Source organism: Morganella morganii (genome assembly GCF_041099235.1).
Taxonomy (GTDB): domain Bacteria; phylum Pseudomonadota; class Gammaproteobacteria; order Enterobacterales; family Enterobacteriaceae; genus Morganella; species Morganella morganii_E.
Map to the genome: position 1 here is coordinate 462,919 of NZ_JBFZSO010000003.1, position 14,700 is coordinate 477,618.

Annotated in this window: 9 protein-coding genes; 5 read left to right on the forward strand and 4 right to left on the reverse strand. The window is 51.1% G+C overall.

Features of this window, described 5'->3' with window-relative positions; translation table 11 throughout:
* Nucleotides 1-132: 132 nt before the first annotated feature.
* Complete coding sequence (gene hrpA, locus AB7038_RS08275) at nt 133-4,104, forward strand: ATP-dependent RNA helicase HrpA (RefSeq protein WP_440590462.1); 3,972 nt, start codon at nt 133-135, stop codon at nt 4,102-4,104.
* A gap of 247 nt (nt 4,105-4,351) precedes the next feature.
* Here the strand turns inward: hrpA and AB7038_RS08280 are convergent, their stop codons facing one another.
* Together AB7038_RS08280 and ydgH are read right to left on the reverse strand one after the other, a co-directional pair.
* The gene (locus AB7038_RS08280; protein WP_369453094.1) at nt 4,352-5,743 is read right to left on the reverse strand and encodes an amino acid permease; all 1,392 of its coding nucleotides are present in this window, start codon (nt 5,741-5,743) and stop codon (nt 4,352-4,354) included.
* A 264-nt stretch (nt 5,744-6,007) separates the two neighbouring features.
* The gene (ydgH, locus tag AB7038_RS08285) at nt 6,008-6,964 is read right to left on the reverse strand and encodes a DUF1471 family protein YdgH (protein WP_108657108.1); all 957 of its coding nucleotides are present in this window, start codon (nt 6,962-6,964) and stop codon (nt 6,008-6,010) included.
* 392 nt (nt 6,965-7,356) lie between these two features.
* Between ydgH and pntA the strand changes: the two genes are divergently transcribed.
* A complete protein-coding gene (pntA, locus tag AB7038_RS08290) occupies nt 7,357-8,886 on the forward strand; it encodes a Re/Si-specific NAD(P)(+) transhydrogenase subunit alpha (RefSeq protein ID WP_349417972.1) in 1,530 nt (509 codons plus the stop codon).
* A 5-nt stretch (nt 8,887-8,891) separates the two neighbouring features.
* Nucleotides 8,892-10,283 carry a Re/Si-specific NAD(P)(+) transhydrogenase subunit beta gene (pntB, locus tag AB7038_RS08295; RefSeq protein WP_045138870.1) on the forward strand — a complete coding sequence of 464 codons (1,392 nt, stop codon included), beginning with the start codon at nt 8,892-8,894 and terminating at the stop codon, nt 10,281-10,283.
* 64 nt (nt 10,284-10,347) lie between these two features.
* On the opposite strand, the gene uspE is transcribed toward pntB, so the two are convergent.
* Together uspE and AB7038_RS08305 are read right to left on the reverse strand one after the other, a co-directional pair.
* Nucleotides 10,348-11,295, reverse strand: a complete 948-nt coding sequence (uspE, locus tag AB7038_RS08300; protein WP_368888391.1) for a universal stress protein UspE — start codon at nt 11,293-11,295, stop codon at nt 10,348-10,350.
* Between the two features lie 143 nt (nt 11,296-11,438).
* On the reverse strand, nt 11,439-12,197 hold the full coding sequence (locus AB7038_RS08305; RefSeq protein ID WP_004237544.1) for an FNR family transcription factor: 759 nt from the start codon (nt 12,195-12,197) through the stop codon (nt 11,439-11,441).
* A gap of 497 nt (nt 12,198-12,694) precedes the next feature.
* Here AB7038_RS08305 and AB7038_RS08310 point away from each other — a divergent pair, with 497 nt between their 5' ends.
* Together AB7038_RS08310 and AB7038_RS08315 are read left to right on the forward strand one after the other, a co-directional pair.
* Nucleotides 12,695-13,705 carry an NAD(P)H-quinone oxidoreductase gene (locus tag AB7038_RS08310; protein WP_368888390.1) on the forward strand — a complete coding sequence of 337 codons (1,011 nt, stop codon included), beginning with the start codon at nt 12,695-12,697 and terminating at the stop codon, nt 13,703-13,705.
* A 241-nt stretch (nt 13,706-13,946) separates the two neighbouring features.
* Nucleotides 13,947-14,699, forward strand: coding sequence for a PadR family transcriptional regulator (locus AB7038_RS08315; RefSeq protein WP_369453095.1), 753 nt, complete (start codon nt 13,947-13,949; stop codon nt 14,697-14,699).
* Nucleotide 14,700 lies beyond the last annotated feature (1 nt).

The window sequence follows — 14,700 nt, forward strand, 5'->3', positions numbered from 1 at the left end:
CAGTGTATGAAAGCCGCTGTATAAAGAACAGCAGATAAATTCGGCGCATAACATCAAAAAATCTGACTATGGCCGGATACGGCAAGTTTAATCAGGACACGCGGTGTGCGTTACTCCGAAAACGGGATAACAATGACAGAGGGGAGACCCGCCGCACAAAAAGCCAAACCGTACAGACGGCACGATATTACCTATCAGAAGGACAGCAAGGTGAATTCCCTTCTTAATGAATTAAAACAGTTAATCCCCCATTTATCGCTGCGGGAGCAGCATCAGTTCCGCAAACGGCTGGCGGGGGTGGTGAAGATCCGCAATCCGGAATCTCAGCAGAAGGTGCTGGCAGGGTTACAGGATGAGATGCTGCGCGGTATTACCCGCACAGAACTGCGCATTGCCAACCGGCCGGAAATTACCTATCCGGACAATCTGCCGGTCTCACAGAAGCGCGAGGCGATTTATAACGCGATCCGTGATAATCAGGTGGTGATCATCGCGGGGGAAACCGGATCCGGAAAAACCACACAGATCCCGAAAATCTGTCTGGAGCTGGGACGCGGTATCACCGGGTTTGTCGGTCATACCCAGCCGCGCCGTCTGGCTGCACGGACCGTGGCCTCCCGTATTGCGGATGAACTGAAAGTCCCGCTTGGCGGCGCTGTCGGTTATAAAGTCCGTTTCAGTGATCAGGTCAGTGATAATTCGCTGGTTAAGCTGATGACGGACGGGATCCTGCTGGCAGAGTTACAGCAGGACAAGCTGCTGCTGCAATATGACACCATTATCATCGATGAAGCTCACGAACGCAGTCTGAATATCGATTTTATCCTCGGCTATCTGCGCCAGCTTCTGCCGAAACGTCCGGATCTGAAAGTGATCATCACCTCCGCGACCATTGATCCGGAGCGGTTTTCCCGTCATTTCGGTAATGCGCCGATTATTGAAGTCTCCGGGCGCACCTATCCGGTGGAAGTCCGTTATCGTCCGGTCATGGGGGAAGAGAATGATTCGGATCGTGACCTGACTCAGGGCATTCTGGATGCCGTGCATGAACTGGGACGGGAAAGTGCGGGAGATATCCTTATTTTTATGAGCGGGGAGCGGGAGATCCGTGAAACCGCCGATGCTCTGAATAAAGCAGATTTGCGCCATACCGAAGTGCTGCCGCTGTTTGCCCGTCTTTCCAACAGCGAACAGAACCGGATTTTTCAGCCGCACACCGGGCGGCGCATCGTGCTGGCCACCAACGTGGCGGAAACCTCGCTGACCGTGCCCGGCATCAAATATGTGATTGATACCGGGTTTGCCCGTGTCAGCCGCTACAGCTACCGGACAAAAGTCCAGCGCCTGCCGATAGAACCGATTTCACAGGCTTCGGCAAACCAGCGGAAAGGGCGCTGCGGCCGTGTTTCTGACGGGATCTGTATCCGCCTCTATTCTGAGGATGATTTCCTGTCCCAGCCGGAATTTACCGACCCGGAAATTCTGCGTACCAACCTGGCCTCCGTTATTCTGCAGATGACTGCGATCGGGCTGGGTGATATCGCCGCCTTCCCGTTTGTGGAAGCACCGGATAAACGCAATATTCAGGATGGTGTCAAACTGCTGGAAGAGCTGGGTGCTATCGACGGAAAAACTTCCGCCGAAGGGCATTATCATCTGACACAAACCGGCCGTCAGCTGGCGAAACTGCCGATTGACCCGCGTCTGGCGCGGATGGTGCTGGAAGCCCGTAATCACGGTGCGGTGCGGGAAACCATGGTGATCGCTGCCGCACTCTCCATCCAGGATCCCCGTGAGCGTCCGATGGAGAAACAGCAGGCGTCTGATGAAAAACACCGCCGCTTTGCGGATAAAGAATCTGACTTTATTGCCTTTGTGAATCTGTGGAACTACCTGAAAGAGCAACAGAAAGTATTATCCAACTCGCAACTGCGCAAGCAGTGTCGTCAGGAGTTTCTTAACTATCTGCGGATCCGCGAATGGCAGGATGTGTATACCCAGCTGCGTCAGGTGGTGAAAGAGCAGGGAATTCCGGTTAACAGCGAACCGGCGGATTATAAAAGTGTGCATCTGTCACTCCTGAGCGGTCTGCTGTCCCATGTCGGGCAGAAAGACACGGAAAAACAGGAGTTTACCGGGGCGCGTAATGCGCGTTTCTCTGTCTTCCCGGGCTCCGGTTTATTTAAGAAGCCGCCGAAATGGGTCATGGTGGCGGAACTGGTGGAAACCAGCCGGTTATGGGGGCGTATTGCCGCTAAAATCGAACCGGAATGGATAGAGCCGCTGGCACCGCATCTGGTGAAATATCACTACAGCGAACCGCACTGGGAGAAATCACAGGGTGCGGTGATGGCAACGGAAAAAATCACGCTCTACGGGCTGCCGGTTGTTGCGGGACGCCCGGTGAATTACGGTAATATCGACCCGGTGCTGTGTCGTGAACTCTTTATCCGTCATGCCCTGGTGGAAGGTGACTGGCTGACCCGTCATACGTTCTTCCGGGAAAACCAGAAACTGCGCAACGAAGTGGAAGAGCTGGAACACAAATCCCGGCGCCGCGATATTCTGGTGGATGACGAAACTCTGTTCAGTTTCTACGATACCCGTCTGCCGCCGGATATTATCTCGTCACGGCACTTTGATAACTGGTGGAAACGGGAACGGTTACAGAAACCGGATTTTCTCAATTATGAGAAAAACATGCTGATCCGCTCCGATGCGAATCAGGTAACTGCACAGGATTATCCGAACTACTGGTATCAGGGGGATCTGAAATTCCGCCTGAGCTATCAGTTTGAACCCGGAACCGAAGCGGACGGTGTGACCGTACATATTCCGCTGCCGGTGCTGAATCAGGTCAGTCCTGAAGGGTTTGACTGGCAAATCCCCGGGCTGCGTGAAGAGCTGGTTATTGCGCTGATTAAATCGCTGCCGAAACCGGTACGCCGTAATTTTGTGCCTGCACCAAACTATGCGGGCGCATTTATGGAGCGGGTGCCTGAGCCGCAGGGCACGCTGCTGGATGCGCTGGAGCGGGAACTGCGCCGTATGACCGGTGTTACCGTTGATCGCGAATCCTGGCAGTTGGATCAAATTCCGTCTCATCTGAAAATCACCTTCCGTATTACGGGGGATAAACAGAAAAAACTGGCGGAAGGTTACGATCTGGAAGCGCTGAAACTGAGCCTGAAAGAGCAGGTTCAGCAGACTCTGTCTGATGTGGTCGATGACGGCATCGAGCAAAGCGGCGCTCATATCTGGCGTTTCGGCGACATTCCCGGCTGTTATGAGCAAAAACGCGGTGGTTATGCAGTGAAAGCTTACCCGGCGCTGGTGGATGAAAAACAGAGTGTCGGTATTAAGGTCTTCGAAACGGAATTTGAGCAGCAACTGGCGATGCAGGCGGGAACACGGCGTTTGCTGTTGCTGAATATTCCGTCGCCGATCAAATATCTGCATGAGAAATTACCGAACAAAGCCAAACTGGGGCTGTATTTTAACCCTTACGGAAAAGTGCTGGATCTGATTGATGACTGTATCGCCTGTGGTGTCGACAAGCTGATCGCACAATACGGCGGCGTGGTCTGGCAGGAGGATAAATTCGCGCAGTTACAGGAATTTGTCCGGGCTGAGCTGAATGAAACCGTTGTCGGTATCGCGAAGCTGGTGGAGCAGATCCTGACCACCACATTTGCTATCAGTAAACGCCTGAAAGGGCGGATTGATATGCAGATGGCGTTTGCACTCTCTGACATCAAAGCGCAGATGGGCGGGCTGGTTTTCCCGGGCTTTGTGACTGCTCACGGCTGGCAGCGTCTGCCGGATATCCTGCGCTATTTACAGGGGATAGAGCGGCGCATCGAAAAACTGGTATCTGACGTTAACCGCGACAGGGCGAACATGAGTAAAATTGAGCATGTTCAGAACCTGTGGAAGCAGTGGCAGGGTAAGTTATCTCCGGTGGAGAAACGCAGACCGGAAGCGGAGGCTGTGCGCTGGATGATAGAAGAGTTGCGTATAAGTCTGTTTGCCCAGCAATTGGGGACGCCGTATCCGGTTTCTGATAAACGGATTATTCAGGCAATGGAACAAATCAGCGGGTAAAGTACCGTTTTTACGGCGTGCTGTGTATTTATCCAGTATTAGTAATTATAGTAACAAACGGGCATATCATCGCCCGTTTTCTTTTGTCTTTTTTTATTCTCTTATCATTTTAGTTACAACATACAGTGTATTCTTATTTAAATAGTTCGCAGGAAGCAACGGTGTTTGTTTATGTTTGCCAGAGGGAAATTACGAGACGGGGGGAGACAAAAAAGCCGGTCACTGACCGGCTCCTGTTTTCAGATTTTCAGCGCACCAGATACCAGAGTGCGGGAACTGCTGCTATCAGCAGGGCCGCAATAATGCTCCATTCGATAAAATGCAGCGTGGTTTTTATCTCCCGGTTTTTCAGGGCATACAAAAATACCAGAATACCCGGTGCATACAGCACAACTGACAGCATCAGATTGATAATGCCGGATGCATAAATCAGCCATAAGCCATACAGGGCTGCGATCATGCCAACACCGAGTAGTGCCGGTTTTTTCATTCTCAGGGCGGTTTTTACCAGGAATGCACCGACCAGAAAATAAGGCACCAGAATCATTTCAGAAGCAATGGTCAGCAGCGTATTGTAATTACTGCCGCTGAGCCAGATCAGCACCAGAGCCAGTTGTACCGCGCCGTTAGTCATCCATAAAGAAGAGGAGGGGGCATTATTCGCATTCTGTTTTTTAAACGGTGACGGGAAAGAGCCATGCAGTGCGGCGATAAACGGCACTTCGGCAGCCATAATTGTCCAGCTCAGATATGCACCACAGACGGAAATAATCAGACCCGCTGCGATAATAATCTCGCCGCTGCCACCAATCAGATTCACCATTAGTGTTGCCATCGACGGGTTGCGCATTTCTGCCAGTTCAGGACGGGCAACCACACCCATTGACAGCAGGGTAACCAGGATATAAATCGTCAGTGCGGAAATCACCGCCATCATGGTCGCCAAACCGACATCTTTACGGCGGCGGGCACGGGCGGAAACCACAACCGCACCTTCAATCCCGATAAATACCCACAATGTGATCAGCATGGTATCTTTCACCTGCTGCCACACCGGCACACCGAGATCCACTCCGGTGAAATCCAGATGGAAAGTATCCCAGCGGAACGCGATCACCGCCAGCACGATAAACAGGCCGAGCGGCACCAGCTTGGCGAACGTTGCCAGCTTATTGATACCGGCTGCGGTCTGTACCCCGCGCAGCACCAGGCAATGCACAAACCACAGCAGAACAGATTCACCAATCAGCGCCTGCCAGGTATTTCCGTCGCCGAAAACAATATTGTCCGGGGTATCCGTAAAAAAGCTGAAGGCTGCAAATACAATCACCAGATAGGAAACATTGGCGATCACCGCACATAACCAGTATCCCCAGGCGGAGCAGAAACCAATCAGCTCCCCGAAGCCGTCTTTGGCATAGGTAAAGATGCCGCCGTCGAGATCCGGACGCAGCCGGGAGAGCAGCAGCAGGGCGAAGGCCAGAAAGAGGATACCGACACCGGTAATTGACCAGCCGATAATAAGTGCAGCCGGACTGGCCACTTCGGCCATATTCTGCGGAAGACTAAACACACCGGCACCAACCATAGAACTGAGCACTAATGCAGTGAGCGCGGTTAAACTAAGTTTCTTATCCAAAAGACCTTCCCGGTAAATCTGATGCGGTAAGCAGGGTATTCATGCAGTCAATCTGACTGAATACGCAAAAATTGGCGCTGATTGTACGGATACACGGCGGGATATGCAATGTTTAATCATGCATTAATTGCATTATATTATGCATATTTACTGTTTATTATAACGACCGCAGAAGAATGTAGTGAAAGTGTTAATACCCCGGACAAAAGCCATAAAAAAAGCGTATCAGAGATACGCTTTTTCCGGTGAGTTGTCAGGCGGTGATTATTTAAATAAATCAGCGCTGATAGTCACGTTACCGCCGCTGGACTGCCACTGACGGGTGATATGGTAATATTTCGCCCCTTTGGCTGCCGCACGTTTGGCGACCTGATAAGAGACTTCCGGTGACGTGGTGTAGTAACCGGTAAAGGTTACGCTGTCAAACGGTGCCATAACAGCGGCTGACGCCTTGTTCAGTTCCTGAACCTGGGTGCCGTCCGGCAGAGTCACGGTATAACGTCCGCTGCGGGAGGACTGGGTTTCAAAGAAACGGCCGACATTATTACCGGCGGTATCAGTGGAAGAGGCCACACCAGGGATTTCGACCTGTTTGGCAGCTTCACCACCGGCAGCCAGTGCGGCACGACCGGCATCAGAATCCGCAGGGATCAGCGCTTCTTCTGTCTGCAGTACACGTTTTGGTGCATCCGCTTTATAGACATATGCAGTGACCAGCTGGTTACCGCCATCGTTGGTGAAAATATTACGGACGATAAAGAAAGAGGCCGCATCTTTTTTCACCGCTTCTTTGGCGATAGCGTCGTTCAGATCAGGGCTGTTGGCAAAAAAGCCGCTGACAGTGACGGTATCAAACGGCTGAAGGCCGATGGCATCTTTCTCAGGTAATTCATTAACGCCACGGAACTGGCGGTAGCCTTTTTTCTCGGCCGGTGGTGCATCGCGGTGGTAAACATCCGCAACAACACGCATATTGCCGTTGTTGTTCAGATCATCGAGGCTCTGGATATAGAAAGCATCGGCACCCATTTTGTCTGCTTTACGCGAAACGGCAGCTGCGGCTTCATAAATAGCATTAAAACGCCCTGTAACTGCAATCCGCTCGAAAGGCTGGTACTGAGCGGCCTGTTCCGGTGTTAATTCCTGTGCCGCCTGAGCGGGGAGCAGACTGGTAAATGAAAAAAACATCGCAGATGCGATGACCGTTGTTTTCAGCTTCATACAAAATCCTTCCGCCTTGCGCAATTAATATTCATAACGTGCTGAACCTGTAAATTTTATATCCTGGCCGCACAATTATGACATGTATTTGTGCTTGTTGTCGCTTTAATTTATCGTGCAATCTAACGACTGTTAATCATACAGCTATTTTTACCATAAATTTATGCAATCATAGTCATTTATCGGCAAAAAAAATTTCCACCCGGATAAATACCGTTTTAATTTCATCCGGCAAACAAATTAGATGGATCGATATCACATTTTTCAGTAGCTTATTAGGACATATCGGATAAAAGGGTGCTTTTGATCTGAATTTGTGCAGTTGGTTGTTTTTTTACGCACATGTCCGACCAATCATCCGTAAAACACTTGAGCTTATATAAGGGAACATTATGCGTATTGGTGTACCAAAAGAGCGACAGTCCAATGAAACCCGGGTCGCCGCCACGCCGGCAACAGTAATACAACTGAAAAAACTCGGATTTGATGTGGCTGTTGAAACAGGAGCCGGTCATCTTGCCAGTTTTGATGACAACGCTTACCGCGAAGCCGGTGCTGATATTGTCAGCACACAGGAAGCCTGGCAGTCTGACCTTATTTTTAAAGTGAATGCCCCTCAGGATGATGAAATTCCGCTGATGAAGGCGGGCAGTTCACTGGTCAGCTTTATCTGGCCGGCCCAGAACCCGCAGCTGCTGGAAAAACTGGCGGCACAGGGTGTTAACGTCTTCGCGATGGATTCTGTACCGCGTATCTCACGCGCCCAGTCGCTGGATGCACTGAGTTCGATGGCCAATATCGCCGGTTACCGTGCCATTGTGGAAGCCGCCAACGCCTTCGGTCGTTTCTTCACCGGGCAGATCACCGCCGCCGGTAAAGTACCGCCTGCCAAAGTGCTGGTTATCGGTGCCGGGGTTGCCGGTCTGGCCGCTATCGGTGCGGCAGGCAGCCTCGGGGCCATTGTCCGTGCCTTTGACACCCGTCCTGAGGTAAAAGATCAGGTTAAAAGTATGGGTGCCGAATTCCTCGAACTCGATTTCGAAGAAACTGCGGGCAGCGGTGACGGTTATGCAAAAGTCATGTCGGAGGCCTTTATTAAGGCTGAGATGGCGCTGTTTGCAGATCAGGCGAAAGAAGTGGATATCATTGTCACCACCGCACTGATTCCGGGCAAACCGGCACCGAAACTTATCACCAGAGAAATGGTTGAGTCGATGAAATCAGGCAGCGTAATTGTTGACCTGGCGGCTCAGAACGGCGGTAACTGTGAACTGACCGTACCGGGTGAAATCCACACCACAGAAAACGGTGTCAAAATCATCGGTTACACCGACCTGGCGGCGCGTCTTGCCACGCAGTCATCCCAGCTTTACGGTACCAACCTGGTGAACCTGATGAAGCTGATGTGCAAAGAGAAAGACGGGCAGATCAACATTGATTTTGATGATGTGGTGATCCGCGGTCTGACGGTAGTGAAAGCCGGTGAAATCACCTGGCCTGCACCGCCGATTCAGGTATCCGCACAGCCGCAGGCAAAACCGGCTGCTGTCAAAGCAGAGAAAAAACCGGAAAAACCAATGTCACCGTGGCTGAAATACGGCCTGATGGCACTGGCATTTATCCTGTTCTCCTGGCTGGCGAATGTGGCTCCGCCGGAGTTCTTATCCCACTTTACCGTGTTTGCACTCTCCTGTGTTGTCGGCTATTACGTGGTCTGGAATGTCAGCCATGCGCTGCATACCCCGCTGATGGCGGTGACCAACGCAATCTCGGGGATCATTGTTGTCGGCGCACTGCTGCAAATCGGCAGCGGCGGCTGGGTGACATTCTTCTCCTTTATTGCGGTACTGATTGCCAGTATCAATATTTTCGGCGGATTCACCGTCACACAGCGTATGCTTAAAATGTTTCGTAAGGGGTAATGAATATGTCGGGCGGAGTCGTTACAGCGGCATATATTGTTGCCGCAATCTTATTTATTTTCAGTCTGGCCGGGTTATCCCGCCATGAAACCTCACAACGGGGTAACCTGCTGGGTATTACCGGTATGGCTATCGCGCTGGTTGCCACCATCTTCGGACCGTATTCTGCCAATATCGGCTGGATTATTGTTGCCATGGTGATTGGTGCCGTGATTGGTATTCGTCTGGCACGTAAAGTCGAAATGACCGAAATGCCGGAGCTGGTTGCTGTTCTGCACAGCTTTGTGGGTCTGGCAGCGGTACTGGTCGGTTTCAACAGCTATATGGATCACGACCAGGCACTGACCTCTGCGGTGATGAATAACATTCACCTGACAGAAGTGTTCCTCGGCATCTTTATCGGTGCGGTGACCTTCACCGGTTCTATTGTTGCTTACGGCAAATTATGCGGAAAATTATCCTCCAAACCGCTGATGCTGCCTAACCGCCACAAACTGAACCTGGCGGCACTGGTGGTGTCCTTCCTGCTGTTATGGACTTTTGTCAAAACTGACAGCACCGGCTTACAGGTCTTCACCCTGATCCTGATGACCGTGATTGCACTGGCCTTCGGCTGGCATCTCGTCGCCTCTATCGGCGGTGCGGACATGCCGGTTGTGGTCTCCATGCTGAACTCATACTCAGGCTGGGCAGCGGCGGCGGCGGGCTTTATGCTCAGCAACGACCTGCTGATTGTCACCGGTGCGCTGGTTGGTTCTTCCGGTGCGATCCTGTCTTACATTATGTGTAAGGCGATGAACCGCTCCTTTATCAGTGTGATTGCCGGCGGTTTCGGTACTGACGGTACGGCATCATCCGGCGATGAAGAGCAGGGTGAACACCGTGAAATCAGTGCGGAAGATGTGGCGGAGATGCTCAAAGGGGCAAGTTCCGTTATCATCACCCCGGGCTACGGTATGGCGGTTGCCCAGGCTCAGTATCCGGTTCACGATATCACTCAGAAACTGCGTGATAAGGGCATCGAAGTCCGTTTTGGTATCCATCCGGTTGCCGGTCGTCTTCCGGGACACATGAACGTCCTGCTGGCTGAAGCAAAAGTGCCTTACGATATCGTGCTGGAAATGGATGAAATCAATGATGATTTCAAAGACACCGACGTGGTGCTGGTGATCGGCGCGAACGACACTGTTAACCCTGCGGCACTGGAAGATCCGAACAGCCCGATTGCCGGGATGCCGGTTCTGGAAGTGTGGAAAGCGCAGAACGTGATTGTCTTCAAACGTTCGATGAATACCGGTTACGCCGGGGTTCAGAACCCGCTGTTCTTCAAAGAAAACACCCAGATGCTGTTTGGCGATGCCAAAGCCAGCTGTGACGCTATTCTGCGCGCACTGTAATCCGGGATAAAATGAAAAAGGCGGGAAATAATTCCCGCCTTTTTATACTTAATCTAATCTGTTATTAATCATCTTCACTGGTATCGATCGGACAAACAAAACCGTCCGGTTTCACCGCCAGCAAATCACACTTCAGATGGTCGATAACATGCTCTGCGGTATTGCCGAGGAACGCGGCAGAAATACCGGTCCGGCCGATAATACCCAGCACCACTACCCCGGCATTCAGTTCACCGCACACTTCCGGGATCACTTTCTCCGGTAATCCCTCATAAACGTGGGTGTACTCCTCGCCTATGGCGAATTGCTGGCGCAGCTCTTTCATGGCGATAAGGTGCTGGCCGCGCAGTGCATTGTTGTAAGTATTCGGGTCAAAATCCGGTAATTCGATAGCGATATTGATAGGTGCTACCGGATAAGCACTGACCAGATGGATTGCCGGGTCTTTCACAATCCGTTTTGCGAGATCCTGTGTCAGTGACACCAGTTTGAGATTCAGCGCGTCATGGTAGGATTCTTCATTGGACAAGTTCACACCGACCACCACAGAACCCTGTTCCGGCCAGACTTTATCCTTAACCATCCAGACCGGACACGGACATTTGCGCAGAAGCTGCCAGTCCAGCGGAGTGAAAATCAGAGACTCAAACTTATCATTCTGATGTGCCATTTTCAGCAGCAGATCATGACCACCACTGACAACTTCCCTGATAATCGCCTCATAAGGCCGGTTATGCCATACCACTTTCACTTCGATATCAATGCCGGCTTCCAGATAATAACGCGCCTGCTGTTTGATCCACGCGCAACGCTGGGCAATCACGCCTTTGCGCATCGCATCCCGCTCTTCGGGGGATAACAGAGTAGTCATATCGTATGACAGATCATAGATAGGTAAGAAAGCTTTGATGCGTCCGCCATTGCGTTGCACGATATATACCGCACGCCGTAATGCCGGCTGATCATCCTGATTGGGGTCTATTGCAACTAAGAGGTTCTGATATTCAGACATTCATCTCTCCTCGCGGGGCTGGATACGTATCTATAAAGATAAACCAAACGGGAGCAGTAATGTAGGAAATATTCGCACCAGACCGAAATTAACCGGTCTGATGCGTTTTACGGCAACCAAAAATGCTGCCGGGAGGGGAATTACTAATCCTGCGGCAGTGCAGGCACTTTACCAGCCAGTGCAGCCAGCTGTTCCATATCTTCGATGGTGATATATTTGCCTTTTACCGCCAGCATTCCGCTCTTCTGGAAACGCCCCAGCAGACGGCTGATGGTTTCAACCGTCAGGCCCAGATAGTTACCGATGTCACCACGGGTCATGGTCAGGCGGAATTCACGCGGGGAGAAGCCACGCTGCGCAAAACGACGGGACAGGTTATAAATAAAGGCCGCCAGGCGCTCTTCCGCATTCTTTTTGGAGAGCAGCAGGATCATTTCCTGATCACCTTTGATTTCGCCACTCATCAGGCGCATCATCTGCTGGCGCAGATTCGGCATTTTGCCGGACAGGTCATCCAGAGTTTCATACGGAATCTCACAGACCATGGACGTTTCCAGCGCCTGGGCGAAGCTCGGATGCTCGGTATTGATAATGGCATCAAAGCCGACCAGGTCGCCGGCAAGATGGAAGCCGGTGATCTGCTCATCACCTTCTTCGGTGATGGTGTAGCTCTTGATGGTCCCGGAGCGGATTGCATACAGTGATTTCAGCTCATCTCCGGCTTTAAACAGTGCCTGACCTTTCTGGATAGGCTTTTTACGCTCGATGATATTGTCGAGCTGATCCAGCTCATGCTCATTGAGCGTGAACGGGATGCAAAGCTGGCTGATGCTGCAATCCTGGCAGTGGATCGCGCAGCCACCTGATTGAATTCTACGTACTACACGTTTTTCCGGGATCATAGGCTTGCTCTTGAAATAATATTGATTTGAATCAATTTTATCACAGACTACCAAAAGTGGTAAGTGGTCTGAGTTTAAATATCGTCATACCGGGCTGAAAACAGGGGCATAATATTGACATATTATGCTTTTTCCGTGATGTCATAATGTGAATTATTTGATTAAACTCTCAATAATCCGGTTTAAAATAACAGAGAGGGTGAACACAGGTCAATTTCCTGCTTATCAGTATGTTAATGAGCCGGTTAAATATGAATAATGCGTTCTTTTCACGTTATAAAGTGGTGTGATACATTAAAAAACATCACAAATAAATAACGAAAAGAAACACAACCCGGCACAGATAAAAAATATAAAAAAGCAGGAGCCGGACATAATACATCGTCATAAACATGCAGTGCTATCTTTGATATGCTGCACTATGCTGAAACTGTAATTTGCCTGACTCGTCATAAAAAGACAGGTATTACAAAACCGGGACTCTTTAAGGAAAAGTAATGATGTCATATGCATTACCTGAATCGATGATGGCAATTGATATTACCCGGCCCGGCGGCCCGGAAGTATTACAGGCGATTGAGATGCCGTTGCCGAAGGTACAGGGAGAATACCTGCTGGTTAAAGTGGCCGCTGCCGGTGTTAACCGGCCTGATGTCTTCCAGCGTCAGGGCAGTTACCCGCCGCCGCCGGATGCGTCCCCGATTCCGGGGCTGGAAATCGCGGGTGAAGTTGTGGCAGTCGGGGAAGACTGCAAACGCCGTCAGGTCGGCGATAAAGTGTGTGCGCTGGTTGCGGGCGGGGGATATGCGGAATATTGCCTGGTTCATGACAGCATCGCGTTGCCGCTGGAAAACCTGAGTTACACCGAAGCGGCAGCCATTCCGGAAAACTTTTTCACCGTATGGGCGAACGTCTTCCAGACCGGCAAACTGCAGAGTGAAGAGAGTGTGCTTATCCACGGCGGCACCTCCGGTATCGGCAGTGTGGCAATCATGCTGGCGAAAGCCTTTGGTGCCACGGTATACACCACCGTCGGCAGCAGTGAAAAAGCAGAGCTTGCCCGGCAACTGGGAGCCGATCACGTCATTAATTACCGTGAAGAGGATTTTGCACAGGTGATTCCGGAACTGACCGGCGGGCAGGGCGTGAATATGGTTGTTGACCTTATCGGTGGTGATTATGTCAGTAAAAACTATGAGGTTGCAGCCAAAGGCGGACGGATTATCCAGATCGGCCTGATGCGCGGTAATCCGCAGAACCTGAATCTGATGCCGCTGATGGTAAAACGCCTGCTGCATACCGGCTCAACACTGCGGGCGCGGACACCGGAAGAGAAGGCGGTTATTGCCCGTGATCTTGCGCATAAAGTCTGGCCGCTGCTGCGCGCAGGAAAGGTCAAGCCACTGGTCAACTATACCTTTAATCTGGCGGATGCTGCACAGGCCCACCAGCTGATGGAGTCCGGCGATTTAACCGGAAAAATTGTTCTGATTAATCCTGACTTCTGATTTTTTTCCTTTATACCTGCACTGTCAGTGTGTTTCGCACCATTTGCTGATAGTGCAGGTCACTTCCTGCTATACTGCGATAGTGATAATCATTCCCGTTAAAAAACAAAATGTGCTGTTTTAGATATATCTAATTTGATCTTTTTATTCCGGGGGGCTATAGTAGTTCCTGAAGGTAAAACAGATATATCTAAAATCTGATTTTGCTGATTATCATTATCTGTCACAAAAGGAATTTATTATGTTTCTTCATGCTTTACGCCACCGCGCCTGTGATTCACAGGAAGGGCGTCAGCGCCGCGGGGGCCATGGCGGCCGTCACGGGGAACGCCACGGACAAGACGGGCACCGTTGCCACGGCGAACACCGCAGTCATTGCTGCCATGGTGGTCATCACGGACAACATGAACAGGGTTGCCACGGCGATCATCATGAGCACCACGAAGGCCACGGTTGTCACGAAGGGCGCGAACACGGTCGTCACCGCGGTCGCGGAAAAGGGCTTCGCCGCCTGCTTGATCATGGCGACCTGCGTATTATGATGCTGGCCAATCTTAACCAGAAACCGAGCCACGGTTATGAGTTAATCAAATCTATCGGTCAGCTGACTTCCGGCCTCTATACACCGAGTCCGGGCGTGATTTACCCGACACTGACCCTGCTCGAAGATCAGCAGCTGATTGTCGCGGAAAACACCGGTAACGGCCGTAAAAGTTACAGCCTGACACCGGAAGGCAAAATGCATCTGGAAGAGAACACCGATGTTCTGGAACAGATTGCACAGCGCCTGCAGGAAACCAAATCCTTCCGCCGTGGTTCACTGTTATCAGATGAAATCGAACAGGCGCTGGGAAATTTACGGGCACTGCTGCGTCATAAACTGGTCACCAGCGAACTGGATGAAACCAAGCTCGGGCAGATCGCCGATATTCTTAATGATGCAGTACGGAAAATAGAAGCAGTTAACGACGCACTGAGTAAAGAAGGGGAATAAT

Excerpts from the sequence above, each read along its gene's own strand:
- AB7038_RS08310 (WP_368888390.1), top strand. The coding sequence starts at position 12,695 with ATGATGTCATATGCATTACCTGAATCGATGATGGCAATTGATATTACC.
- ydgH (WP_108657108.1), bottom strand. The coding sequence starts at position 6,964 with ATGAAGCTGAAAACAACGGTCATCGCATCTGCGATGTTTTTTTCATTT.
- pntB (WP_045138870.1), top strand. The coding sequence starts at position 8,892 with ATGTCGGGCGGAGTCGTTACAGCGGCATATATTGTTGCCGCAATCTTA.
- AB7038_RS08305 (WP_004237544.1), bottom strand. The coding sequence starts at position 12,197 with ATGATCCCGGAAAAACGTGTAGTACGTAGAATTCAATCAGGTGGCTGC.
- AB7038_RS08315 (WP_369453095.1), top strand. The coding sequence starts at position 13,947 with ATGTTTCTTCATGCTTTACGCCACCGCGCCTGTGATTCACAGGAAGGG.
- pntA (WP_349417972.1), top strand. The coding sequence starts at position 7,357 with ATGCGTATTGGTGTACCAAAAGAGCGACAGTCCAATGAAACCCGGGTC.
- uspE (WP_368888391.1), bottom strand. The coding sequence starts at position 11,295 with ATGTCTGAATATCAGAACCTCTTAGTTGCAATAGACCCCAATCAGGAT.
- hrpA (WP_440590462.1), top strand. The coding sequence starts at position 133 with ATGACAGAGGGGAGACCCGCCGCACAAAAAGCCAAACCGTACAGACGG.